This window comes from Nocardia sp. NRRL WC-3656, assembly GCF_000720265.1.
In the GTDB taxonomy this organism is placed as follows: domain Bacteria; phylum Actinomycetota; class Actinomycetes; order Mycobacteriales; family Mycobacteriaceae; genus Nocardia; species Nocardia nova.
In genome coordinates this window covers 41,765-66,173 of sequence record NZ_JOJF01000043.1, presented here as the reverse complement: position 1 = coordinate 66,173, position 24,409 = coordinate 41,765, and the positions used below count along the sequence as shown (strand labels likewise).

The 24,409-nt window shown below is 68.0% G+C and carries 21 protein-coding genes; 7 read left to right on the top strand and 14 right to left on the bottom strand.

Annotated features, from left to right (window positions below):
- Positions 1–945 precede the first annotated feature (945 nt).
- The 7 genes from IG65_RS0132035 to IG65_RS0132005 form a co-directional block, all read right to left on the bottom strand.
- Complete coding sequence (locus tag IG65_RS0132035) at positions 946–2,199, bottom strand: MFS transporter (protein WP_030518692.1); 1,254 nt, start codon at positions 2,197–2,199, stop codon at positions 946–948.
- Positions 2,200–2,207: 8 nt separating this feature from the next.
- Positions 2,208–2,708 (bottom strand): MarR family winged helix-turn-helix transcriptional regulator, encoded by a 501-nt coding sequence (locus tag IG65_RS0132030; protein WP_030518691.1) that lies wholly within the window; start codon positions 2,706–2,708, stop codon positions 2,208–2,210.
- 180 nt (positions 2,709–2,888) lie between these two features.
- Positions 2,889–3,989 (bottom strand): acyl-CoA dehydrogenase family protein, encoded by a 1,101-nt coding sequence (locus IG65_RS0132025; RefSeq protein ID WP_030518690.1) that lies wholly within the window; start codon positions 3,987–3,989, stop codon positions 2,889–2,891.
- A gap of 31 nt (positions 3,990–4,020) precedes the next feature.
- Positions 4,021–5,025, bottom strand: coding sequence for an acyl-CoA dehydrogenase family protein (locus IG65_RS0132020; RefSeq protein WP_030518689.1), 1,005 nt, complete (start codon positions 5,023–5,025; stop codon positions 4,021–4,023).
- Positions 5,026–5,080: 55 nt separating this feature from the next.
- Complete coding sequence (locus IG65_RS0132015) at positions 5,081–6,238, bottom strand: acyl-CoA dehydrogenase family protein (RefSeq protein ID WP_030518688.1); 1,158 nt, start codon at positions 6,236–6,238, stop codon at positions 5,081–5,083.
- A complete protein-coding gene (locus IG65_RS0132010; RefSeq protein WP_255359499.1) occupies positions 6,239–7,141 on the bottom strand; it encodes an enoyl-CoA hydratase in 903 nt (300 codons plus the stop codon).
- Complete coding sequence (locus IG65_RS0132005) at positions 7,138–8,685, bottom strand: FadD3 family acyl-CoA ligase (protein ID WP_030518686.1); 1,548 nt, start codon at positions 8,683–8,685, stop codon at positions 7,138–7,140. Before IG65_RS0132005 ends, IG65_RS0132010 begins: the two co-directional genes overlap by 4 nt.
- 141 nt (positions 8,686–8,826) lie before the next feature.
- Here IG65_RS0132005 and IG65_RS0132000 point away from each other — a divergent pair, with 141 nt between their 5' ends.
- The 5 genes from IG65_RS0132000 (at position 8,827) to IG65_RS0131980 (ending at position 13,832) form a co-directional block, all read left to right on the top strand.
- The gene (locus tag IG65_RS0132000; RefSeq protein ID WP_081879904.1) at positions 8,827–10,110 is read left to right on the top strand and encodes an acyl-CoA dehydrogenase family protein; all 1,284 of its coding nucleotides are present in this window, start codon (positions 8,827–8,829) and stop codon (positions 10,108–10,110) included.
- 75 nt (positions 10,111–10,185) lie between these two features.
- Entirely contained in the window at positions 10,186–10,980 is a 795-nt protein-coding gene (locus IG65_RS0131995) for an SDR family oxidoreductase (RefSeq protein WP_030518684.1), read from the top strand.
- A 212-nt stretch (positions 10,981–11,192) separates the two neighbouring features.
- Complete coding sequence (locus tag IG65_RS0131990; RefSeq protein ID WP_030518683.1) at positions 11,193–11,927, top strand: hypothetical protein; 735 nt, start codon at positions 11,193–11,195, stop codon at positions 11,925–11,927.
- 45 nt (positions 11,928–11,972) lie between these two features.
- Complete coding sequence (locus IG65_RS0131985) at positions 11,973–12,635, top strand: TetR/AcrR family transcriptional regulator (protein WP_030518682.1); 663 nt, start codon at positions 11,973–11,975, stop codon at positions 12,633–12,635.
- Positions 12,636–12,644: 9 nt separating this feature from the next.
- Complete coding sequence (locus IG65_RS0131980; protein WP_051757277.1) at positions 12,645–13,832, top strand: acetyl-CoA C-acetyltransferase; 1,188 nt, start codon at positions 12,645–12,647, stop codon at positions 13,830–13,832.
- Positions 13,833–13,924: 92 nt separating this feature from the next.
- Here the strand turns inward: IG65_RS0131980 and IG65_RS0131975 are convergent, their stop codons facing one another.
- Positions 13,925–15,241: a lipase family protein gene (locus tag IG65_RS0131975; protein WP_030518680.1), complete on the bottom strand. Its 1,317-nt coding sequence runs from the start codon at positions 15,239–15,241 to the stop codon at positions 13,925–13,927.
- A 546-nt stretch (positions 15,242–15,787) separates the two neighbouring features.
- Here IG65_RS0131975 and IG65_RS0131970 point away from each other — a divergent pair.
- Both IG65_RS0131970 and IG65_RS0131965 read left to right on the top strand, forming a co-directional pair.
- Positions 15,788–16,693, top strand: coding sequence for a cyclase family protein (locus IG65_RS0131970; RefSeq protein WP_030518679.1), 906 nt, complete (start codon positions 15,788–15,790; stop codon positions 16,691–16,693).
- Positions 16,694–16,739: 46 nt separating this feature from the next.
- A complete protein-coding gene (locus IG65_RS0131965; protein ID WP_030518678.1) occupies positions 16,740–18,260 on the top strand; it encodes a long-chain-fatty-acid--CoA ligase in 1,521 nt (506 codons plus the stop codon).
- Positions 18,261–18,437: 177 nt separating this feature from the next.
- On the opposite strand, the gene IG65_RS0131960 is transcribed toward IG65_RS0131965, so the two are convergent.
- From IG65_RS0131960 to IG65_RS0131935, 6 genes are read right to left on the bottom strand one after another with little or no spacing between them, the layout of a single operon-like run.
- On the bottom strand, positions 18,438–19,823 hold the full coding sequence (locus tag IG65_RS0131960) for a phosphotransferase family protein (protein WP_231509567.1): 1,386 nt from the start codon (positions 19,821–19,823) through the stop codon (positions 18,438–18,440).
- Positions 19,814–20,998: an acyl-CoA dehydrogenase family protein gene (locus IG65_RS0131955; RefSeq protein WP_030518676.1), complete on the bottom strand. Its 1,185-nt coding sequence runs from the start codon at positions 20,996–20,998 to the stop codon at positions 19,814–19,816. The genes IG65_RS0131960 and IG65_RS0131955 overlap by 10 nt, the downstream gene beginning before the upstream one ends.
- Complete coding sequence (locus IG65_RS0131950) at positions 20,998–21,387, bottom strand: nuclear transport factor 2 family protein (RefSeq protein WP_030518675.1); 390 nt, start codon at positions 21,385–21,387, stop codon at positions 20,998–21,000. Before IG65_RS0131950 ends, IG65_RS0131955 begins: the two co-directional genes overlap by 1 nt.
- A 31-nt stretch (positions 21,388–21,418) precedes the next feature.
- Positions 21,419–22,330: a hydroxymethylglutaryl-CoA lyase gene (locus tag IG65_RS0131945; RefSeq protein ID WP_030518674.1), complete on the bottom strand. Its 912-nt coding sequence runs from the start codon at positions 22,328–22,330 to the stop codon at positions 21,419–21,421.
- Complete coding sequence (locus tag IG65_RS0131940) at positions 22,327–23,622, bottom strand: CaiB/BaiF CoA-transferase family protein (protein WP_081879903.1); 1,296 nt, start codon at positions 23,620–23,622, stop codon at positions 22,327–22,329. Before IG65_RS0131940 ends, IG65_RS0131945 begins: the two co-directional genes overlap by 4 nt.
- Before the next feature lie 46 nt (positions 23,623–23,668).
- Entirely contained in the window at positions 23,669–24,304 is a 636-nt protein-coding gene (locus IG65_RS0131935) for a TetR/AcrR family transcriptional regulator (RefSeq protein WP_030518672.1), read from the bottom strand.
- Positions 24,305–24,409 lie beyond the last annotated feature (105 nt).

Below are 24,409 nucleotides of genomic sequence, written 5' to 3'. Positions count from 1 at the left end.
GACCCCAGCGAACAGGAGGACACCCCAGCACTGACCGCCTGACCGACCAGGATCACGCGGCAATCACCCCGATACACCACGCAATTGGACTTGACCCCCGCCTTTGCCCAGGAACTTCAGGTTCAACGTCCTATCTCCCGTCCAGAGGTGTGGCACTTCTTGGCTCTTACTCGCAGTATGTTCTCGTAAATCAACGACTTTCGTCGCAGGTAAGGAACTTTTGCCAAGTAATGCCAAGTTGGTAGACCGACTGATGCGCCCGTTCCTACCGTTCTGACCAGGCCCCGGCACCGGGCCGAAACGACTTCCCCGGTGCTTGGTGCCATACCACGGCGCACACGAGGGGACGGAGACGACATGGACGCAAGGCCCAGGCGCACAAGGCTTTACGTGTTTCCCGGTGGCGTGCTGGAGGTGGCCGATTATGGGGACGGCGATTCGGGTGGGGTCTATCTGGAGTTCAGAAGTCCGCCTCTGCCACAGCGTGTTTCGTCGGCAGCGGATGTACCCCCGCCTCTCCGTCCGATCGAGTCGGACGATGCGGCGGAGACGTGCGGGCGGCTTCTCCGGTCGCTGCGTGAGTGGGAGGCATAGACGCGTGCTCACCGTCGCGTGGATTGTCGTCATCGGATTGCCGCTGGCTGTGGTTGTCTGGGCTGCCCGGCCCTACCGGGACGGGTGTTCGGCCGGAAAGGTCGACGCGGCAACGGCCCGAACTTTTCGTGCAAACCTCGGCAGAAATGCGAGAAAACTGCCGAAAACGGCTAGGTTTGCACGATTTGTTCACCGGACGCACGAGCGGCGCCGTAGATAGGAAGAGGCCGGAACCCCCTGTGGGTTTCGCGAGGGGATTCCGGCTCGCCGCCGTTGCGGTCAGAGAAGGGATACCGCAGCGGAGGGTGTCGTCGGGGCGAGGGGGTGGGCCGCCCGCGACGACGAGTTCGGTCAGTCGTCGCCGACAGTGATCGCTTCGGCTTCGGCCGGGCTGTGTTCGGCCGGGTCGTGCTCGTCCATGTGGGACAGGGCCGACCGGCCGCCGAGCAGTACCAGGACGCCGACCGCGGTACACGCGGCGCCGACCCAGAAGGGCAGGGCCATCTGATGTTCGCCGAGCTTGCCGGCCAGATACGGGGCGGCGGCGCCACCGACGAACCGGACGAAGCTGTAGGCGGCCGAGGCGGTGGAGCGTTCCACCGGGGCGGAGATCATCACGGCCTCGGTGATCAGTGTGTTGTTCACGCCGAGGAACAGGCCCGCCGATACGGTGCCCACGATCAGCACCGGCTTGTGATCGGCCCAGATCGCCATCGCGGCCAGATCCGCGGCGAACAGCGCGAGCGCGGTCGCGATCATCGGCACGGTGCCGAACATGCGCTGCAGTCGCGGTGCGAAGACCACCGAAGCCAGCGCCAGCAGCAGACCCCAGCCGAAGAAGACGAACCCGATCGAATAGGTGCCCATGTTCAGCGGGAACGGGGTGTAGGCGAGCAGGGTGAAGAACCCGTAGTTGTAGAGCAGTGCGGTGATGCTGACCAGCAGCAGTCCGCGGTGCCGTAAGGCTCTGAAGGGGGCCGTGATCGAGGTGTGGTGGGCCGGTTTCGGCATCTCCGGCAGGAGGGCGACGATCGCGACGAACGCCACCGCCATCAGGACGGCGACACCGAAGAACGGTGCGCGCCAGCTGAATCCGCCCAGGAATCCGCCGACCAGCGGTCCGGCGGCGATACCGATGCCCAGTGCCGCCTCGTACAGGATGATGGCGCGGGCGACTCCGCCGCTGGCCGCGCCCACGATGGTGGCCAATGCGGTCGCGATGAACAGCGCGTTACCCAGTCCCCATCCGGCGCGGAAGCCGACGATCTGCCCGACCGTTCCCGACGACCCGGCCAGCGCGGCGAAGACGACGATGATGGCCAGGCCGGCGAGCAGCGTCTTCTTGGCGCCGAAGCGGCTCGACACCACGCCGGTGATCAGCATCGCGACACCGGTGACCAGCATGTAGCTGGTGAACAGCAGGGTGACCTGCGACGGCGATGCGTGCAGCTGTTCGCCGATCGGTTTCAGAATCGGATCCACCAGGCCGATACCCATGAAGGCGATGACCGAGGCGAAAGCTACTGCCCATACCGATTTGGGCTGCTTGGTCTTCGGAGTGGTCGTCGCCTCGGTCGCGGTCGGCGATGAGAGAGTGGTGCTCATCAACGCTCCTACTTCGAGACTGTGTGCGGTGCAGCCGATTTCAGGGCTTCGAGGAGATCGGTCAGTTCACTTTCGAGGTGGCTGAGCCGGTCGATGCCGAAGTCGGGCAACCGGGCCGCGAGGGCGGTGCCGAACGCGCGACGGGACACGGACAACTGTTCGTGCCCCGCCGGCGTCAGCTCGACGACCACGGCTCTGGAGTCGTCGGGGTCTTTGGTGCGTGCGGCGAGTCCGGCGGCTGTCAGCCGGCCGATCAGCGCCGTTGCCGAGGGCTGGGAGCAGCCGTCGATCTCCGCGAATTCGCTGATTCGCAGCGGACCGTGCTCTTCGAGCGTGGACAGCGCCCGCACCATCGCACGCGGGAGCGCTCGGGTTCCCAGCGTGCCGGCCAGTCGAGTGAGCCGCGCGGCGGTGACGGCGATGTCGACCATGAGCACCTCGGCCGGATCCGGGGCGGAGACCGAGCTCCGGGCCGAATCGGGGAGAGTGGGCGACTCGTTCGACTGCACGAAAATTATGTTACATAAGCTAACTATGTATGTACATAGCCTAACTATCTATTTTCCCGTGACCTCGCGCACACCGCGTTTCAGCAGGTCGGTGACGCTTTTCCGGGGGTCGCTGCCCCCTTACGACTCGACCCCGCGGCCGTCGGGCGCGGGGTCGAGTACGGGGTCGGGCGATGCGAATCAGGCCGGGCGGGCCAGCGGCCGTCCGGGCATCCCGAACAGTTCGGCATCGCCGTGCGCCCGCTTGAAATACAGATGCGCGTCGTGCTCCCAGGTGATGGCGATGCCGCCGTGCATCTGCACGGTCTCCGACACCACCGAACGGAACGCGTGCGAGCAGTGGATGCGCGCCGACTCGAGGTCGAGCGTCGTCTCCGCGGTTACCGGTCGATCCAGATCCGCGATCGCGGCGTACGCGGCCGAGCGGGCCGATTCCACCAGCACGTACATATCGGCCATGCGGTGCTTGAGCGCCTGGAAACTGCCGATCGGGCGGCCGAACTGCACGCGCGATTTGCTGTACTCCACGGTCGTGTCGAGGCACTGATCGGCCGCGCCGACCTGTTCGGCGGCCAGGGCGGTCCAGGCCACCGCCCGCAAGCGGGCCGTGATCGCGTCCGCATCCCCGCCCAGCCGGGTGGCCGCGGCGCCGTCGAAGGCGATGGTGCTCAGGCGCCGCGTCGGATCCATGGTCCGGACGACGGTGCGGGTGACTCCCGGTGCGGTGGCGTCGATTTCGTAGAGTCCGTCGGCTGTCACCACCAGCAGGGTGTCGGCGTTGGCGCCGTCGAGGACGTAGTGCGCGGTCCCGGTCAGTGTGCCGCCGTCGGCCCGCACCGCGTATCCCGCGGGTCCGCGAGCCGCACCGGTGCTCGCGACTGCGTTTGTCGCCCAGCCTTTTTCGTCCGCCCAGCACACCGCGAGCGTCCGGCTGCCCTCGGCGACCCCGGGCAGCAATCGTTGCGCCGCGGCGGCATCGCCCGTCGCCAGCACGGCCTGGACGCCGAGGACCGCCGATCCGAGCATCGGCGGGTTGTGCAGCGTGCGCCCCAGTTCCTCGATCACCACCAGTGCCGTATCGATCTCGGCGCCGACGCCGCCGTACTCCTCCGGAATCGCCAGCGCGGCCACACCCACCTGCTCGCACAGCAGTTGCCACAGCCGCTCGTCGTAGCCGCGTTCGCTGTCGATCGCCTGTCGCAGGGCGGCCCGGTCGCCGTGCCGGGTGAGGGCGGCGCGTACGGTCGCGGCCAATTCCTGCAGTTCCGCGGTATCGGTCATCGCCGTACTCCCGTCTCGTCGTCTCGGTGGTTCACGCGCCGGCCGCCACCGGCGTACGCAGCGCCGCGGCGATCCGGGCGCGATGGAAATCGGCGGTGCCCCACGCGGATCGCAGAGCGGTCACCTTGGTCAGCCACAGCGACAGATCGCATTCGGCCGTGTAACCGATGGCGCCGTGCACCTGCAGGGCGATCCGCGCCGTCCGGTACGCGGCCTCCGCGCAGGCGAACTTGGCCGCCGAGACATCGCGGGCGCGGTCGGCGGTGCCGAAGCTCAGCGCCGCGCGGTACAGCAGCGGTTCGGCCATGTCGAGGCCGATCTTCGCATCGGCCAGATGGTGTTTGATGGCCTGGTAGCGCCCGATCGGCTGCCCGAACTGATGCCGCTGGATCACATAGGCGACGCTGGTGGCCAGCATCGCGTTACCCGCGCCCAGCAGCTGGGCCGCCGCCGCCAGCGCACCGGCGTCGAACGCCGTCTCCGCCGCGGCGAGCACCGAATCGCCCTGCGCCACCACCTCGTCCGGGCTCACCGTATACAGCCGCCGCGCAGCGTCCACCGATTCGATCCGGTCGCCTCGGCGAGCCGTGCACAGCTTGTCACCGTCCACGACCAGCACCACATCGGCGGAATCGGCGTCGAGGGCCGGTGTCTGCGGCGAGAGCGCGATGGTGCCGAGCGACTCACCCTCGGCGAAGCTCGGCAGCCATCGCCGCGCCGGACCCGAATCGTCGAGCGCCTGCAGCAGCGCCGGAATCACCGCGGCGGTCTCGATCACCGGGCCCGGCACCGCGGCCCGGCCGAATTCCCGGCACGCCACCACCAGGTCGATGGTCTCGGCGCCCATCCCGTCGTATTCCTCGGCCACGGCCAGGCCCAGAGCGCCGGCGCCGGCCAGTTGCCGGATCAGTGCCCGGCCGCCACGGGCGCCGCCGCCGTTCCAGTGGCGGATGACGGCGGGCGTGCCCGCGGCATCGCACATCTTGCGCAGGCTGTCGGCGAAGTCGCGTTGTTCGGGGGACAGTGCAAATCTCATCGATGGGTCCATTCGGGGGTGCGGCGCGGGGAGGCGGGGTGGCACATGGCGGATCTCAACGCGGTAGCCCGAGCAGGCGCTCGGCGACGATATTGCGCTGAATCTCGTTGGTACCGGCATAGATCGGGCCCGCTAGCGAGAACAGGTAGCCGTCGGTCCAGGCGCTGCTCTGCTCGGCCGAGGCGCCGAGCAGATCCAGGGCGGTCTCGTGCATCGCGATATCGAGCTCGGACCAGAAGACCTTGTTGATCGACGATTCCGCGCCGAGTTTGCCGCCCTCCGACAGTCGGGTCACGGTGCCGAGGGTGTTGAGCCGGTAGGCCTCCGCGCCGATCCACGCGTCGACCACGCGGTTGCGGGCCGCGGTGTCGGCCGGATCGGCGGTCTCGCGCCACAGCTCGATCAAGCGCGCGGCCGTGGCGTTGAACCGGCCCGGGCTGCGCAGCGACAGGCCGCGCTCGTTGCTGGAGGTGCTCATCGCCACCCGCCAGCCCGCGCCCGGTTCGCCGATCACATCGCGATCGGGGACGAAGACGTTGTCCAGGAAGATCTCCGCGAAACCGGGCTCGCCGTCGAGCTGCGGGATGGGCCGCACGGTCACACCGTCCGCGGACAGCGGGAACATCACATAGGTGAGGCCTGAATGCCGCGAAGCGGCCAAACCCTTACTGCGCCGCTCCTCCTCTGTTTCGCTGCGGAACAGGCCGAAAGCCCAGTCCGCGAACGAGGCTCGCGAACTCCAGGTCTTCTGCCCGTTGAGCACCCAGCCGCCCTCGACCCGCTTCGCGCTGGAGCGAATGCCCGCGAGGTCGCTCCCGGCCTCCGGCTCCGACCATGCCTGCGCCCAGATGTCGTCGGCGCGAGCCATTCTCGGCAGGATGCGCTCGAGCTGTTCCGGCGTGCCGTGTTCGAACAGGGTGGGGGCCAGCAGGAAGATGCCGTTCTGGCTCACCCGCCCGGGCGCGCCCGCGGCGTAGTACTCCTCCTCGAACAGCACCCACTCGAGCAGCGAGGCGTCGCGCCCGCCGTATTCGCGCTGCCACGACACCACCGAGAGCCGGGCATCGGCGAGGGTGTGCTCCCATGCTCGATGCGCCTCGAAACCCTCCCGGGTGTCCATCGACGGCAGCGGTTCGGCGGGGACGTTCGCGCGCAGGAACTCGCGCACTTCGAGCTGGAATTGCGCTGCGGCCGAATCGAGTTCGAGATCCATCTACTTGCCGCTCCGTTCTGCGGTCGTGGCGGTCGTTGCGGTCGCCTTCATCGACTTGGCGGTCATACCGGCCAGCGAGTCGGTGCCGACCTCGGCGTTGTGGGCGTGGGCGAAGTGGTGCAGGCCGAAGACCGAATCCATGCCGGCGCGCAACCCCATCAGGTCCTCGCACTGGTTGACGGCCTTCTTGGTCAGTGCCAAGCCGAATTGCGGCATGGTGGCGATCTTCTCGGCCAGCTCGAGGGTGTGCGATTCCAATTCGGCGCGAGGCACGACCCGGTTGACCATGCCCCATTCGTAGGCCTGCTCGGCGCTGAACCGATCACCGGTGAACAGCACCTCCTTGGCCCGCCGCGGACCCAGCACCCAGGGGTGCGCGAAGTATTCGACGCCCGGAATGCCCATCCGGACGACGGGATCGGAGAAGAACGCGTCGTCGGCGGCGACGATCATGTCGCACACCCAGGCCAGCATCATCGCGCCCGCGATGCAGGCGCCCTGCACCATCGCGATGGTGGGTTTGGGAATCTCCCGCCAGCGTCGGCACATACCGAGGTAGACCTCGAGCTCCCGGGCGAAGCGCTGATCGCCGCCGGGCCGGTCGACGTGGTCCCACCACAGCGCGGCCTTGTTGTCGTATTCGATGTGATGGTCGCGTCCGGGCGTGCCGATGTCGTGCCCGGCGCTGAAGTGTTTTCCGCTGCCCGCCAAGATGATCACCTTGACCTCGGCGTCCTCGACCGCCCGCGTGAAGGCGGCGTCGAGCGCGTAGGTCATCACCGAATTCTGGGCGTTGCGGTAGTCGGGCCGATTCATCGTGACCAGGGCGATCGGACCACGGCGCTCGTAGGTGACGACCTCGCCCTCGTCCGGAATCGGCGCGGGGGTTGCGTCTGTGGTCACGAGATCTCCTCACGTAGTTGCCGCTTGAGCACCTTGCCGGCGGCGCTGTAGGGCAGCCGGTCCCGGAATTCCACGAATCGCGGCACCTTGAAATTGGCCAGGGTTTTCTTCGCGTAGGCGACGACGTCGTCTTCGGACAGTTCGGCGCCCGCCCGGCGCACGATGTAGGCCTTGCCGACCTCGCCCATCCGCTCGTCCGGCACCCCGATCACGGCGGATTCGGCGACGCCGTCGAGCCGGGCCAGAGTCTGTTCGATCTCGGCCGGGTAGACGTTGAAGCCGCCGGAGATGTACATGTCCTTGAGCCGGTCGGTGATCTTGAGATAGCCGCGCTCGTCCAGGATTCCGACGTCGCCGGTGTGCAACCAGCCGTCGGCGTCGATGGTCTTGGCCGTGGCCTCGGGATCGTCGAGATAGCCGACCATCACGTTCGGCCCGCGCAGCAACACCTCGCCGTGATCGCCGATGCGCACCTCGAATCCGGCCATGGCCGCACCGGAGGTGTTGGCGATGGTCTCCGGATCGTCGTCGGGCAGGCACATGGTGCCGAAGCCGGAGGATTCGGACAGGCCGTACGCGGTGACGACCACCTCGAATTCCAGTTCGCTGCGCATTCTCTCGACCAGCACCACGGGTACGGTCGCCGCGCCGGTGACGGCCACCCGCAGGCTGCTCAGATCGAAATCGGCGCGGGCGGGATGTTCCAGGATGGTCTGGTAGATCGTCGGCGGACCGGTCAATACGGTGATGGCCTGCTCCTGCACCATCCGCATCGTCTGCGGCACGTCGAAGGTCGCCTGCGGGACGATCGTGGCGCCGGTGACCAGGCAGGCGAGGATGGCCGCCTTGTAGCCGAAGTTGTGGAAGAACGGCGGGATCACCAGATAGCGATCGGAGCTGTTCAGCGTCGACCGCTCCACCCAGGCCCGCACCACATCGAGCGCCTGGCGCTGGGCGACGAGCGTGCCCTTGCTGCGGCCGGTGGTGCCCGAGGTGAACAGGATGTCGGCGATGTCTTCGGGCTCGACCGATTCCGCGCGCGCGATCACCTTCTCCACCGGCGTCTGCGCGGCGAGTTCGGCCAGTTGCGACCAGGCGACGGCATCGTCGTAGGCCGATTCACCCTCCGCCGGAATGACGATGACCGTGCCGACCGCCAATTCCGGTGCGGCCGCGCGCAATTCCGCGAGGCGCTGCCGGCCCAGGAACGGATCGGCGATGAACAGCGCCTTCGCATCGACCCGGGCGATCACATCGGCGGCCTCGTCGGCGACGTAGCGGGTGTTGAGCGGGACCAGTGCGGCGCCGGTGTAGTGCGTGGCCAGTGCGGCCACCACCCAGTGCCAGGTGTTGGGCGCCCAGATCGCGATCCGATCGCCGCGCTGGATTCCGCGCGCGATCAGCGCCCCCGCCGTCTGCCGCACCGCATCGAGTAGTTGCACCCAGCTCAGGTGCACCTCGCCGTCGTTGACCGCCGCCGCATCGCCGTGGATGCGCGCGGCTTCGTGCAGGGCGAGAGGGGTGGTCTGCACAGGGGGTGTCACGTCGTCCTCGTCTTCTACACGCTGGTCGACGGGCCGAGCAGCCGGCTTGTCCGGCGTGGTGACGGCTCGGTCCGTCGGTCGATTCGCGCTGCAGAGCTCACCGCCCTACAAAGCAAGTGCTTGGTAGGTTACTCTACCGGAGTGAGTGCGATCCAGACCCCCGATTCCGCCGCCGGCGCGGATGCCTCCGGCACGGCGGCCCCCGGTACGGAAAACGCAGCCGACCAGGAATTCCGCGCCGAAGTGCGGGAATGGCTGGCCGAAAACCTGAACGGGCAGTTCCGTGAGCTGCGCGGGCTCGGCGGGCCCGGAAGTGAGCACGAAGCCTTCGACGAGCGGCTGGAGTGGGACCGCCACCTCGCCGCGGCGGGGTTGACCTGCCTGGGCTGGCCGGTCGAGTACGGCGGCCGGGCGGCGACGCTGCGCCAGCAGGTGATCTTCCACGAGGAGTACGCGAGCGCGAATGCCCCGGCGCGCGTCTCGCACCTGGGGGAGGAGCTGCTCGGCCCGACCCTGCTCGCCTTCGGCACCGAGGAGCAGAAACAGCGCTTCCTGCCCGGCATCCGCTCGGTCACCGAACTATGGTGTCAGGGATATTCCGAGCCCGGGGCCGGTTCGGACCTGGCGAACGTGTCGACCAGCGCCCGGCTCGACGGTGACGAATGGTCGATCAACGGCCAGAAGATCTGGACCTCGCTGGCGCATCTGTCGGACTGGTGTTTCGTCATCGCCCGCACCGAACCCGGCTCCACCCGCCACCACGGCCTGTCCTATCTGCTGGTGCCGATGAAGCAGCCCGGTATCGAGGTGCGCCCGATCATCCAGCTCACCGGGACGGCCGAATTCAACGAGGTGTTCTTCGACAACGCCCGCACCGCCGCCGATCTGGTGGTGGGCAAACCCGGTGAGGGCTGGCGAGTCGCCATGGGCACCTTGACCTTCGAGCGCGGGATCTCCACCGTCGGCCAGCAGATCCGGTTCGCGCGCGAACTGTCGAATCTGGAGGCGGTGGCGAAAGCCAATGGCGCACTGGCGGATCCGGCCCTGGCCGAACGAATCGACCAGGCGTGGGTGGGGTTGCGCGTGCTGCGCGCACACGCCCTGCGAACCCTGGAATCGGCGCATCAGAACGTCGACGCCCGCACCGCCGCGGGCCAGGCCTCGGTCTCGAAGCTGTTGTGGGCCAATTGGCATCGCGGCCTCGGCGAACTGGCCATGGACGTGCTCGGCGCCGAAGGCCTGATCGCCCGGCCTCCGGTCGGCGGCACCGGCTCCGCCCTCGATCCGCACCCCGCCGACGACCTGAGCCAATGGCAGCGCCTCTATCTGTTCACCCGCGCCGACACGATCTACGGCGGCTCGAACGAAGTGCAGCGCAACATCATCTCCGAACGCGTGCTCGGCCTGCCCCGCGAAGCCCGCTGACCACCCCGCCCGGCCGAACCTTCGGCCGGAAACCATCGGCCGAAGCCGCTGTTCGGCCGTAAGGAAGGACCTACAGTGCCTGATCTCTCGGTTCCGCCCCAGCCGATCTCCGGTCACGGACTGCTCGCCGGCCGGGTCGCGGTGATCACCGCCGCCGCCGGCACGGGCATCGGATCGGCCACCGCGCGCCGCATGCTCGACGAGGGCGCCGACGTCGTGGTCTCCGACTGGCACGAACGCCGGCTGAAGCAGACCGAGGAGGAGCTGGCCGCGGAATTCCCGCAGCGCAAGGTCGCCTCGGTGGTCTGCGACGTGACCAGTACCGAACAGGTCGACGAACTGATCCGCGCCGCGGCGCAGCGCCTGGGCCGCATCGACATCATGGTCAACAACGCCGGCCTGGGCGGTGAGACACCGGTCGTCGACATGACCGACGAACAGTGGGATCGCGTCCTGGACATCACGCTGAACGGCACCTTCCGCTGCACCCGCGCCGCGCTGAACTACTTCCGCACCGCGGGCCACGGCGGCGTGATCGTCAACAACGCCAGCGTGCTCGGCTGGCGGGCCCAGCACGGCCAGGCCCACTATGCCGCCGCCAAGGCCGGAGTCATGGCATTGACCCGTTGCAGCGCCGTGGAGGCCGCGGAACTGGGCGTGCGGATCAACGCGGTCGCGCCGAGCATCGCCCGCCACCCGTTCCTGGACAAGGTGAGCTCCACCGAACTGCTCGATCGGCTGGCCGCGGGCGAGGCCTTCGGCCGGGCCGCCGAGCCGTGGGAGGTCGCGGCCACCATCGCGATGCTCGCCAGCGACTACACCTCCTATATGACAGGCGAAGTCGTCTCGGTAAGCAGCCAGCGCGCTTGAGAAGAAACCTCGGCAAGAGGTACGCCCCGATGGTCCCCAGGTAACGCACCAGGGTGCACATCTGCGAGAGGTACACCCTGGTGGTTCTCGGCCCAGGGGGCCGAGAACTCCGCCGCAGCGAAGCGGAGGCGAAAAAAACACTGGCGCCGACTGCCCTTACCTGTGGGATCCTGAGAACGTCCGGTTCCGACAGTTCGAAGGGACCACGACCGATGGGTCTGGACGGTCGACAGGAAGACAACGACGTACTGGAACTCGAGTTGATTCGCGAGGTGGTGCTCGCGCGGCGGCGGCAGGACAGCGTCGTGCTCGCCGCTCTCACCCTCGGTGCGGAATTGCTCGATCACCCCGATGCGCACGCGACGGCGACGCGCGCTGCGCAGATTCTGCACGAGCACCAGGTCGACGAGGCCGAGGTGGCGCGCGATCCGCGTGCGGCCCTGCGTGCGGATATGGCCCGCGATCGGCGGCGAGTGCGGCGCATCGGCGCCGGCTGCGGCCCGGGGGAGGCCGATCCCGGTGGGGAACGCCGCCGGCGGCAGACCGCGTTGCTGTGCGAGGTGCGCGCCGATCTACTGGAGGTGGTCCGGCGCTGCCGGCGGTTCCGATTCGATCGCCTCGCCTTCGCCGACGGCATCGATCGAGGGCTGGCCGCGGCCACCGGCAAATTGGAGGGCGCCGCCGATCGCGACACCTATCTGGCGTGGCGGCGCGGCATCGTGCTCAAACTCAGCGAGATCCCGGATCCGGCCGGCCCGCCGCGGGCGATGGCGACCGTGGACGCGGGGCCCGGCCGGGGGCCGCTGACGGTGGAATGGGACAGCTGCGAGCGTCGGCTCGCGCTGGTGGCACGGATGAAACGGGCCGGTATCCCGCCGCTGGAGATCTGCGATCGGCTCCTCGTCGATCTGTCGATGTCCTCGCCGCTGCGCTATTCCATTCGGTGAGCCACCACCGTAGACCAAGCAAATGCTTGGTTGTATTATGGCCGAGTGACCGCATCCGAGGCCTCCAAATCCGCACGCCGCAACGAGTTGCTCGGCCTGGCCGCCGGCCTGTTCGCCGAGCGCGGCCTGCGTGCGACCACGGTCCGCGATATCGCCGATGCGGCGGGGATTCTATCCGGCAGTCTCTACCACCACTTCGACTCGAAAGAGGCGATGGTGGACGAGATTCTGCGCGGCTTCCTCGACGATCTGTTCGGCCGCTACCGCGAGATCGTCGCCTCCAACCTGTCGCCGCGAGCCACGCTCGAGGCGCTGGTCATCGCCTCCTGTGAATCGTTCGACCGCTGGCATTCGGCCGTCGCGATCTATCAGGCCGAGGCCAAAAGGCTCAGTGACACACCGCGTTTCGAGTACATCGCGGAATACAACCGGGAATTCCGGGAGCTGTGGCGCAATGTGCTCACCGAGGGCGTGCGCGACGGCAGCTTCCGCCCCGAACTCGATGTCGAGCTCGCCTTCCGTTTTCTGCGCGACACCGTCTGGGTGGCGGTGCGCTGGTATCAGCCCGGCGGCCGCATCACCGCGGACACCCTCGCCAAGCAGTATCTGACCATCGTGCTCGATGGACTCACCAACCCCGAGAACCGTTCCGGCGCAGTCCATTCCGGAGCGTCTCGGTCCGGCGCCGAATCCGGCACATCCGAATAGGAGCGTTACATGTCCACACCGTCCGATCGCCGCCGGTACGCGCCGGTACGCGAGGCCTACGTCATTGATGCCGTGCGGACGCCGATCGGTAAGCGCGGCGGTGCGCTGGCCGGTGTGCATCCCGCCGACCTCGGCGCGGCGGCACTGCAGGGGTTGCTGGGCCGCAACGCCATCGATCCCGGCAACGTCGACGATGTGATCTTCGGCTGTGTCGACGCCATCGGCCCGCAGGCCGGCAACATCGCCCGGACAGCCTGGCTGGCGGCCGGATATCCGGAGGAGGTCCCCGGCACCACGGTGGACCGTCAGTGCGGATCCAGCCAGCAGGCGATCAATTTCGGCGCGCAGGCCATCATGAGCGGCACCGCCGAGGTGATCGTCGCCGGTGGCGTGCAGAACATGAGCGCGATCCCGATCTCGGCCGCCATGCTGGCCGGTAAGGAATACGGTTTCGATTCGCCGTTCGTCGGCGCCAAGGGCTGGGACCACCGCTACGGCACCGGTGAGGTCTCGCAGTTCAACGGCGCGCAGCTGATCGCCGAGAAGTGGGATATCAGCCGGGAAGATATGGAGCGCTGGGCACTTCGCAGCCACGAACGCGCCCGCAAGGCCATCGCCGAGGGGTCCTTCGATCGCGAGATCGTGCCGGTCGGCGACTTCTGGATCGACGAGGGCCCGCGCGAGACGAGCCTGGAGAAGATGGCCGGACTCAAGCCGCTCAGCGAGGGCAGCCGCCTGACCGCCGCGGTCGCCAGCCAGATCTCCGACGGCGCGAGCGCCACCCTGCTGGCCTCCGACTGGGCCGTCGCCGAATACGGCTTGAAGCCGCGCGCCCGCATCCACCACGTCAGCGCCCGCGGCGCCGACCCGATCTACATGCTCACCGCGCCGATCCCGGCGACCAAGTGGGCGCTGGAGCAGACCGGGCTGACCATCGACGACATCGATGTCGTCGAGATCAACGAGGCGTTCGCCTCCGTGGTGCTGGCCTGGTTGAAGGAGACCGGCGCGAACCCCGACAAGGTGAACGTGCACGGCGGCGCGATCGCGCTGGGACATCCGCTCGGCGCCACCGGCGCGAAGCTGTTCGCCACCCTGCTCAACGAGCTCGAGCGGGTGAACGGCCGCTACGGCCTGCTCACCATCTGCGAGGGCGGCGGCACGGCCAACGTCACCATCATCGAGCGAATCTCCTGAGCCGCTTCGCCTTTCGTCCGGCGAATCCGATCCGGTGAACACGGAAGAGGCCCCGCATACCGCGGGGCCTCTTCTCATATAGTCCGGTGGGCTCAGATCACCGGGTCCAGCGAATTGCCCGGCGCGATGGCGCCGCAGTTCGCCGGCGCCGGCCGGCCCGCGAACCGGTCGTCGAGCCAGAGCAGGGCCTCCGGCAGCCACGCGATGGTCGACGGGGTGTGGCTGAGCAGGTCGTACTGCCGATACAGGATCGCGGAGTTCCCGGTGTCGCAGTACTGCCGAGCCAGGCTGCGCACGTCGCCCGCGACCATCACGCCGTCTCCGGGGCCGGACACCGGCTTACCGTTGTCGGTCCCTTCCAGCACGCCGTTGGCGCCCTGCCCGATGAGCATCGGAATCGTCGGCGTCGGCGCCAGTCCGAGGTCGACCTTGCGCACCGCCGCGACGAACGGCGCCACGCTGTTGGGATCGGCGTACTCCGGCTTCACCATCTGGGCCCAGGTCAGGCCCGGGTATTGGAACAGCACATTGGCGATGGACGCGTACTGCATCTTGTTCAGGATCTCGGCGCCGTACGGACTCATATAGGGCGAGAAGTCGATGTCGTAGGAGCGGCCGATGCCGATCACCGCCATCGCCGCCACCCCGGCCCAGCCGAAACTGCCGTCGATATAGCGCAGGTTGCGTGCCGGATTGACCAGGACGCCGCCTTCGGCCGCCCCGACCAGCTGCCGGTCGACATCCGGGGCGTAGACCGGCGCCAGGGCCGCGGCCCAGTTGGTGGCGATCGCGCCGCCGGAATATCCGAACAGCGCGACGCGGGTCTGCTCGTTCAGGCCGGCCTGCGCCGAGTGGGTGGCCGCCCGGATCGAGTCCAGGGTGTTCATCCCGTACTCGGGGCCCGCGGCGAAATCGGCCGCCTGGCCCTCGGTGTCGGCGACGATGATCGTGTAGCCCTGCGCCAGCAGCGGCGCGACCAGCTCACCCTCCACACTGTTCACCGCGCCGCCGAAGGACACATTGCCCGCGACCGATCGCGACGGCCCGTCCTCGGGATTGAGCGAGTCGTAGAAGGACTGGTAGGCAACGGCTTTCGTCGGATCGACGCCGGCGGGCGGCAGGAGTACGGAGGTGACGTTCACGGCCGGACGCTGCCGGGCATCGGTCGTGCGGTACTGCAGTTGCACCGCCGTGACTGGCGTCGGGATGCCCGCGAAGTGGTACGGCATCGTCCGCGTCTGTAATACGGTTCCCGGTGCGATCGAGGACAGCGGCGCCGCGCCCGTGTACTCGTAGAACGAATCGGATGCCGCGTGCGCACTCGGTGCGAGACCGGTCGCTGAGCCGACGAGCAATGACATGGCCGCGACGGCGGTCGCGATCTGAAGGACTGCGCGTCCTCGTTTCACCTGGGTCCCCTTCTACCCGAACCGGACACCTTCGTCCGGTTACTCGTTGGTAGTGTGAACCCAATCACCCTCGCACGTCAATATGGCGGAAATCAACCGCTCGGTTTCGGAAATCGGCCGCTGTCAATGGGTCTGCGCGTGCCGCTGCATCTACGGATCAGCGATAGATGAGCGGCTTTCCGGACGAAAATTCTTGCGCGGCAACAAATTAACTTCGACATGGCCGATTCTCCCGCGCTGCTGCGAGGGTGTCGCACGAACGGCATGAAGTGAAACCGCACAGTATCGGATAGTCGTCGCGAGGTGAGCGGAAGAAGTGTGTGAATAGCCTTGCGCTATCGCATCTCGGCCGAGTTCGTATGCCCCGCGTCGTCCGTGTCGTTCCATCTCGCCTGGTCCGGAACCTGCCTCCCGGCCCCGAGCGGGCCGAACCTGACATCCGGCTATTGACACCGAAAGTGCCGTCGGACACACTTGCCGCACGAAGTTGACATGACTGTCACGTCACAAACTGTTCAGGAGGCAACGGTGCCCGAAGTTCCCGATATGCGTGCTCTGGGCCGGAAGGTCAGCAATTGGGGTCGGTGGGGGACCGACGACGAGCGCGGAACCACGAATCTGATCACGCCGGAGCGGGTGGTGGCCGCGGCGGCGCTGATTCGCACCGGTGAGACCTTCAAACTCGGCATTCCGCTCGACGGTGACGGCCCACAGCCCGGCGGCGCGCGCATCAATCCGATCCGGTTGATGTCGGAGAACGGCCAGGAACAGGTGCTTCCCGGCGGTTTCAAATGGGCCGACGACTTCGTCTTCATGCCGTTGCAGGCCGGTTCCCAATACGACTCGCTGGCGCATTTGCACTACGACGACGAGCTGTACAACGGACACCCCGGCTCCGGAGTGACGGTCAAGGGCGCCGACAAATGCGGTATCCACACCCAGTCCGGTGGCATCGCCGGGCGCGGCGTGCTGCTCGACGTGGCTCGCCATCGCGGCGTGGACTGGCTCGAAGCCGGAACCGCGATCGGTCCCGACGAACTCGACGCCGTCGCGGCCGCTCAGGGCGTGGATGTGGGCGCCGGCGACATCCTGTTGATCCGCACGGGCTGGCGCAGGAAATTCCTCACCGACGGTGATCCGCAGGGCTTCATGGCCGGTGAGCCGGGCCTGAGCCTGGCGTGTGCGACCTGGCTACGCGACAAGGACGTCGCCGTCGTCGGCTCCGACAACTGGGCGGTCGAGGTGATGCCCGGCGAACATCCGGGGACCGCGTTCGAACTGCATATGGTGCTCATCCGCGATATGGGCCTGACCCTCGCGGAGATGCTCGACTTCGAGGATCTGGCGCAGGCGTGCGCGGGCGACGGACGCTGGGACTTCTTCTACGCCGGCCCACCCCTGCAATTCACTCGCGGGGTCGGCTCGCCGATCAACCCGCTCGCGATCCGGTGAGAAGGGTGCCTGCCATGAGTGTCGAATCGGCGAGGAGTTCGGACAGATGCTGATCGGTGACATCGTCGAATACGGCGCGCGTAAACACCCCGACCGGATCGCGGTGCGCTTCGAGCAGCAGGCGATCGATTACCGGCGGTTGCGCGACGGTTGCCGTCGCCTCGCGAACGCGCTGCTCGGCGTGGCGGAGCCGGGTGACCGGGTGGCGATTCTGTCGGCGAACTGCCCGCAGTATCTGGAGTGCTACTACGGCGTTCCGATGGCGGGAATGGCGTTGACGATCCTCAACTTCCGGTTGCACGAGGACCAGATCGCCGGCCTGATCGAGCATTCCGGCGCCCGGGTGCTGATCGTCGCGGAGGAGTTCGCCGATCTCGTGGACCGCATCCGCGACCGGATCCCGTCGGTCACCACTGTGGTGTCGATCGGTGCCGCACCGGGCACCATCGGATGGGACGAGTTCGCCGGTACGGCCTCGGGCGCCGCGCCCGCCTACCGTCCCGATCCCGACGATGTGGCGTGGCTGGTCTACACCAGCGGGACGACCGGGGCGCCGAAGGGCGTCATGGTCTCGCATCGCAATCTCCTTGCGGGCGTGACCTCTTCGGCGCTGCAGTGGACCGTCGCGGAGGAGACGGTTTTCCTGTTCTGCTTCCCGCTGTGCCATGTCGGCGGCTATGTGGTGCTGGTCAACCATCTGATCGGCGCCACCGTGGGCATCCTGCGCGCCTACGACAACGCGACCTTCCTGCGGCTGGTCGACGAATGGCAGGTGACCCAGACCGGGCTGGCGCCGACGATGATCAATTTCCTGCTGCAGGATCCCGCGTTGGAGCGGCATTCGCCGAAGACGCTGCAGGCGATCGGATACGGGTCCTCCGCCATCCCGTCCGCGGTGCTGCGCGCGGGCCTGGAGCGGTTCGGATGCGATTTCTATCAGGGCATGGGGATGACCGAACTCGCCGGGAACGTCCTGCATCTGGACGAGGAGGCGCACCGGCGGGCGGCGCGCGGGGAAACCCATCTGCTCGCCTCGGCGGGTAAACCCATGCGGTTGGCGGATATTCGCATCGTCGACGAGGATTTCGCCGATGTCGCGCGGGGCGAGATCGGCGAGATGGTGGTGCGCGCGGACCAGGTGACCATCGGCTACTGGAACGATCCGCGCGCGACCGCGGAGTCGTTCACCGACGGCTGGTTCCGCACCGGCGATATGGTCCGCCAGGACGAGGAGGGCTTCGTCTACATCGTCGACCGGAAGAAGGATCTGATCATCAGCGGCGGTGAGAACGTCGCCTCGCTGACGGTCGAACAGGCGCTGTACCGGAATCCGCAGGTCGCCGAGGCCGCCGCCATCGGCGTCCGCGACGACACCTGGGGCGAGGTGGTGTGCGCGGTGGTCGTGCTGCGCGACAACGCGACCGCCACGGCCGCCGACATCATCGCCGGTTGCCGCGAACACCTGGGCGGATTCCAGGTTCCGCGGCGGGTGGAGTTCGTGGACGCACTTCCGAAGAACGTCACCGGCAAGATCCTCAAACGCGATCTGCGCGACCAATTCTCCTGAACCACTCCGCGACCCGGCGGTCCGGTGGTGACGACGACCGTCGCCACCGGACCGCCGTTTCGTTTCGCCGATGCCCCGGGCCGATCGCGATGAACGAGCGTGGACCGCCTAAGTGCCGAACTGCCGGCCCGCCATCAAGCCGAGCGGTCGGCGCTCGCCTATGCCGCCGTTGTGCGATTACCCGAGGTGGCGTGGATTCGCGACCTGCAGTCGCGCGAGAACCGCGGCCGAGATCGCCGCGCGCACGGCATCGTCGGTGTACGACACCGCGCCGGAGCGCAGCCGCGCGGCCAGCTCCGCTTCGGACTCGCAGCCCAGCGCCGCCAGCCGGCTGTGCACTTCGGCGGTGGCGGCGGGGCCGGCGGCCAGCTCGCGTGCGGCGATACCGAGCAGGTTGGCACACACCCGCAGCAGATAGCGCGAGCGCGACTGCTCGGGCGGGAGCGCGGGCCCGATCTCTGTGGCCAGCGTGTCGGCGACCAGCTCGAGTATTTCGGTCGGATGCGGCCGATCGTGCACGGTAGCAGGCATGTCCGAGGGCGAGGGAACCGAAACGCTCTCGTCGAGCAGGTCCAGGACGGCGAGCAGATCGTATTCCGATTCGCAGACCCGGCGCCCGATCGCGGCGAGCTCGAGTGAGCGTTCGTCTCCGCCGAGATGCCGCTGCGCCTGAAAGCGGCTGAGTACCAGCCACTTCAGAGTGCCGAAGACCTCCCACCAGTGCAGCTCCGCCGCGGTGGGCCGGTAGCCCGCGGACCGTTCGTAACCGTCCAGAAGTTGCTCTCGACTCCCCAGCCCACCCACCGGAGCCGCGGCGCCGAAGCGCCAGGCCCGCACACACAACCAGCCCAGATCCTCGATCGGATTGCCGAGATGGGCCAGCTCCCAGTCCAGTACCGCGCGCACGCCGTCCGGCTCGATCAGGAAGTTGCCCAGCCGGAAGTCGCCGTGCACCAGTGCCTTCGGGCGATCCGCGGGCCGGTGCTCACGCAGCCAGCAGAGTCCGGCCTCGACCGCCGGCCGTGGATCGTCCAGGTCGCGATAGATCTGTTCGATGCCGGCGAGCGGATCGTGATCGTCGAGGATGTCCAGGGTGTCCAGTGGGGTCCGGTGAATCAGCCCGAGGACGTAGCCGAGATCGCCGGCGAGGCGCTCCCGCACCGCGGCGAAGGCCGGATCCCGTTGCAGTTTCCGGGGAATCGACTCCCCGGCGACCCGCTCCATCAGCAGATAGGGGGCGTCGATACCGGGCGCGGTAGCACCGTCCGCGAGGACGGCCGGCACGGGCACCCCGGCCGCACCGGCTGCTCGCAGACAGACCGCCTCCGCGTGCATGCGCGCGGGATCGCCGTGGCCGGGTGGGTCCCGCCGCAGCACGGCCCGCACCGCGGTGCCGGTCCCGTCGCGGGCCTCGATCGCATACACCTGCCGGCTCGCGCCCCCGGTGAACTGCCGCAACACGACATCGGTGAGTTCGGTTTCGAGAGTGGCGGCCAGTACCGAGCGAACGCCGTCGGCGAGCGTAATCAGCTCGGCAGCAGCCGATTCCGCGCTCACAGCCACGGCGCCGCCTCAGGGGAGCGCAGCAACCGGCGGGCGGTCGACATGCGATGCACCTCGTCGGGGCCGTCGTAGACGCGGGCGTAGCGGGCCTGCCGGTACATCCGTTCCAACGGGGTGTCGGCGGTCAGCCCGAGAGCCCCGTGTACCTGGATGGCGCGATCGATCACGTTGTGCAGCATCCGCGCACCCCAGAACTTGATCAAGCCGACCCGCACCCGGTAGTCCTCACCGGCATCCATGGCGCGGGCGGCGTCGAGCGTCATCAGCCGGGCCGCGTGGATCTCGGCGGCCGATTCGGCGATGTACCGGTGGATTTCGCCCTTCTCGGCGAGCAATGATCCGTGTACGTATCGGGTATTCGCCCGCTCACACATCAATTCGTAGGCGCGTTGGGCCTGCCCGAGCCAACGCATGCAGTGGAAGATCCGCCCCGGTCCGAGCCGGTCCTGCGCGACGATGAAACCTTTACCGCGTTCGCCGAGCAGATTGGCCGCCGGGACCCGCACATCGGTGAGCCGCACCTCGTAGTGATCGCTCGGATCGTGGCCCATGGTCGGGATGGAGCGGACGATCTCGAAGCCGGGGGTGTCGGTCGGCACGATGATCGCGCTGATCCGCGAGTGCCGGGGAACCGATTCGGGTTCGGTGCGGGCGAAGACCGTGCAGTACGCCGCCTGGGCGGCGCCGGTGGTGAACCACTTGTGCCCGTTGATGATCCAGGTGTCGCCGTCGAGTTCGGCCTCGGTGGCGATCAGGGTGGGATCGGATCCCGCGACCTCGGGTTCGGTGAGGCCCACCGACGGCAGGATGTCGCCGGCGACCATGGGCGGAATCCAGCGGGCGCGCTGTTCCTCGGTGCCGTGCCGGTACAGCATGAGCGTGTCCTGCATGGACACCGAACCGACGGCCAGCATGCCGAATTCGGACCGCCCGATGATCTCGTTCAAATAGACGAAGTCGAGAAACGGCACCCCGCCGCCACCGAGTTCGGCCGGATGGCCCAGCGCCCACAACCCGAGTTCCTTCGCCCGCTCCTTCAGGCGGGCGAGGGTGGCGTGTGCGGTGTCGTCCTCGCGGGCCAGCACCGGCTCCGCGGGAACGACCTCGGTATCGATGAATGTGCGCATCCGCGCGGACAATTCGGCGATCTCGCCAGCGGGGCGGTTGACCGACATCACCGGTAACCTCCGTTCGTCGCCGAGACCTCGCGCAGCGGCTGCGTCGCCGCCGAGTCGACATATTCGTCGATCCTGGTGATGCGCCCGTCCTCGACGCGGACGAACAGGCTCGCGGGGACCTCCAGATCGCCGTGGCCGGGCAGATGGCCACGCACGACATGCTGCTGCGCGAAGCCGTCGGTCAGCACATGGCGCCGAATATCCTCGTACCGTAGGTTTTCCACCGTGCGCGAGAGCCAGCGCAGCACCCGCAGATTCTCGGTGACGGTCTCCTCGGCGTTCTTGTCGTTGTGCCAGATCCGGGCGTCGGGCGCGTACAGCGCGGTCAGGGCCGCGGTATCGCCCGCGCTGACCGCGGCGAAGAAGCGGTCGGCCAGTTCATCCATGCGAAGGACCTCCGGGTCGTTCTCGTGCGGCTCACTGTGATGCCGCATTGCTGGGCCGCAGGCGGCCGCCCGCGGTGAGCAGATTGCTGTCGACGGGTTTGCCGAGCAGGCGCGAGATCAGCCGGGCGGCGTCGAGCGCCCGGTCGATATCGATGCCGGTCTCGATGCCGCCGTCGTCGAACAGATAGGCCAATTCCTCGGTCGCGATATTGCCGCTCGCTCCGGGGGCGAACGGGCATCCGCCGAGACCGCCTGCGGCGGAATCGAATCGGCGGACGCCGTGTTCGTAGGCGGCCCAGGCATTGGCGAGTCCCTGCCCGCGCGTGTTGTGCAGATGTATGCCGAGTTCGGTATCGGGCGCCGCCGCACGTACTCGGTCGATCACATCCGCGGTGCGGACCGGCGAGGCGGTGCCGACGGTATCGGCGACGGCGAGCGAATCGGCGCCGGAAGCCACTGCCCGCGCGGCGATCTCGGCCACCCGCTCCGGCGGGGTGCGGCCGTCGAACGGGCAGTCGAAGGCGATCGCGATGATCACCTCGAGTTGCCCGCCGACCGCATGAGCCTGTTCGGCGATGGGGTCGATGAGGGCGATCGATTCGGCACTGTCGCGTCCCACGTTCGCCCGGCTGTGCCCATCGGACGCCGACACGACGTACTCCAGCCGATGCACACCGGCGGTGAGTGCGCGCCGCACCCCACCGAGCCCCGCGACCAGGGCGGAGAATTCCACGCCCGGCCACCGGTCCAGTTGTGCGGCAACGGCTTCGGCGTCGGCGAGGGCCGGTATCGCGCGCGGCGAGACGAACGAGGTGACCTCGATCCGGCGCACACCGGTGGCGACGAGGGCGTCGATGAAGGCGAGTTTGGCCTCGGTGGGAATCGGTTCCTCGATCTGCAGACCGTCGCGCGGCCCCACCTCGCGAATGTCGACGGCGGTCATCCGATCGTGCCTTCGCCGCGCAGATTCGCCAGCCGGTCGGCGTCGTATCCGAGCAGCTCACCCAGTACTTCGTCGGTATGCGTGCCCGGCCGGCTCGGGCCACCCCAGCGCACGCCACCGGCGGTGGCGCTGAGTCGCGGCACCACACCGACGCCCTTGACCGGGACGGGATCGTATCCGGCGTCGTCGCTGCCGACGGACGGATCGACGTGGTCGACGAAGATGCCGCGCGCGGTGAACTGGGGATCCGCCATCACCTCGGCGACGGTGTTCACCGGGCCGGCGACCACGCCGTGGCGGTTCAGCAGATCGATCAGATCGGCGGCGGTGAAATCTCCGGCCCAGGCCGCGATCATCTCGTCGAGCTCGTCCTGCCGCTCACCGCGCGCCGAATGGGTGGAATACCGTGAGTCGGAAGCGAGTTCGGGCCGGCCCATCGCGGTGACCAGCCGCCCGAAGACCGTGTCCTGATTGGCCGCGATGATCACCCACAGCCCGTCCTTGGCCTTGTAGAGATTCGACGGCGCCACCCGGTCCAGCCGGGTGCCCGACGGCTGGCGCACATGTCCGGTCTTGTGGAAATCCGGAACCGTGGACTCCTGGATCGCCAGCGACGCCTCGGTCAGCGCCGCGTCCACCACCTGCCCGAGCCCGGTCCGCTCCCGCACCAGCAGTGCGGCGAGGACGCCCTGGAAGGCGAACAGTCCGGCCAGACTGTCGCCCAGCGACAACGCCATTCGCGGCGGCGCCTGTCCCGGGAATCCGTTGAGGTGGCGCAGTCCGCTGATGCCTTCGGCCACCGAGGCGTATCCCGCCCGGGACGCGTACGGCCCGGTCTGCCCGTAACCGGAGACCCTTGCCAGCACCAGCCCCGGATTCAGTTCCCCGAGCACGTCGTAGCCGAGACCCCAGCGCTCCAGCGTGCCGGGCCGGAAACTCTCGACCACGACATCGGCCGTGCGCGCCAATTCCAGGAAGATGTCGCGCCCCGCCGGGACACGCAGATCGAGGCTCACGCACCGCTTGTTGCGGGCGTGCACGGTCCAGAAGTACTGGTGGCCGCCACCGGCCGACTGACCCCAATCGCGAAGGGGGTCGGGACGATCCGGCGCTTCGATCTTGATGACGTCGGCCCCCATATCACCGAGCAGGCGTCCGCAGTACGGCCCCGCGATCAGTGTTCCCAGCTCGAGCACGCGGAAGCCGTCGAGCGGTCCGGCCGCCGGGTGCGCGGTATCGGCCTCGCCGTCGCCCGCGTCGGGATGTGCGGTGTCCGGTGGGTCCGTTCTCATACTGCCTCCTGTCGTGTGCGGGACACCCGCACCCGCGAAACTGCCGTTATCTGTCGTCCGGATCGAGACCCAGCGCGCTGACCGACATCTGGTCGAGGGTGTTCAGCAGCGCGTCCTCGTCGGCGTCCTCGCCCTGGATCAGCCACAGGTAGAGGGTGTGGTCGACCATCGCGGACATGGCCCGCGCGGCCAGTTCCGGATCCAGAGACGCGCGAACCAAGCCCTCGCGCTGCCAGCGGGCGATCGACTGCGCGGTGCGCTCGATGAGTTGACGCCGATGTTCGTGGCGCAGCCGCCGGAAATCCTCGTTGAAGGTCGCGACCTGCTCGACGATCGCCATCATCCGGGCATTGCGCCGGTAGGCCGCGTAATAGGACCGATTGGCGGCGATGAGCCGGGCGGCCGGCGAGAGTCCCGCGGGCATGGGTTCGCGACGGTGCATATCGTCGAACAGCCGCGTGCTCAACTCGCCGAACACATGTTCCTTGGACTCGAAATAGCGGTAGAAGGTGCCGTAGGAGACGCCTGCCTCCTCGCTGATCTGTTCCACTCGGGTATCGAGGAATCCGACGGTCTCGAACACCTTGCGCGCCGCGTCCAGCAATGCGTCGCGTGTCTTGCGGCCCCGGGGCGTCAGGTTGTCGACGGGGGTGGGCGCGCTATTGACAGATGACTTCGGCACGGATCACACTATCCACGAACATGACATGACTGTCAAGTCAGTTCAGCCGGGAGAATCCCAGCTCACAGTAAAGGTGCGGACCCGTCACGGAGGTCGAATCGGCAC

What these genes read in the sequence shown, in the direction of transcription:
- IG65_RS0132035 (WP_030518692.1), bottom strand. Translation starts at nt 2,199, where the DNA reads ATGAGCACCACTCTCTCATCGCCGACCGCGACCGAGGCGACGACCACT.
- IG65_RS0132025 (WP_030518690.1), bottom strand. Translation starts at nt 3,989, where the DNA reads ATGACCGATACCGCGGAACTGCAGGAATTGGCCGCGACCGTACGCGCC.
- IG65_RS0132020 (WP_030518689.1), bottom strand. Translation starts at nt 5,025, where the DNA reads ATGAGATTTGCACTGTCCCCCGAACAACGCGACTTCGCCGACAGCCTG.
- IG65_RS0132015 (WP_030518688.1), bottom strand. Translation starts at nt 6,238, where the DNA reads ATGGATCTCGAACTCGATTCGGCCGCAGCGCAATTCCAGCTCGAAGTG.
- IG65_RS0131990 (WP_030518683.1), top strand. Translation starts at nt 11,193, where the DNA reads ATGGGTCTGGACGGTCGACAGGAAGACAACGACGTACTGGAACTCGAG.
- IG65_RS0131980 (WP_051757277.1), top strand. Translation starts at nt 12,645, where the DNA reads ATGTCCACACCGTCCGATCGCCGCCGGTACGCGCCGGTACGCGAGGCC.
- IG65_RS0131970 (WP_030518679.1), top strand. Translation starts at nt 15,788, where the DNA reads ATGCGTGCTCTGGGCCGGAAGGTCAGCAATTGGGGTCGGTGGGGGACC.
- IG65_RS0131965 (WP_030518678.1), top strand. Translation starts at nt 16,740, where the DNA reads ATGCTGATCGGTGACATCGTCGAATACGGCGCGCGTAAACACCCCGAC.
- IG65_RS0131955 (WP_030518676.1), bottom strand. Translation starts at nt 20,998, where the DNA reads ATGTCGGTCAACCGCCCCGCTGGCGAGATCGCCGAATTGTCCGCGCGG.
- IG65_RS0131950 (WP_030518675.1), bottom strand. Translation starts at nt 21,387, where the DNA reads ATGGATGAACTGGCCGACCGCTTCTTCGCCGCGGTCAGCGCGGGCGAT.
- IG65_RS0131945 (WP_030518674.1), bottom strand. Translation starts at nt 22,330, where the DNA reads ATGACCGCCGTCGACATTCGCGAGGTGGGGCCGCGCGACGGTCTGCAG.
- IG65_RS0131940 (WP_081879903.1), bottom strand. Translation starts at nt 23,622, where the DNA reads ATGAGAACGGACCCACCGGACACCGCACATCCCGACGCGGGCGACGGC.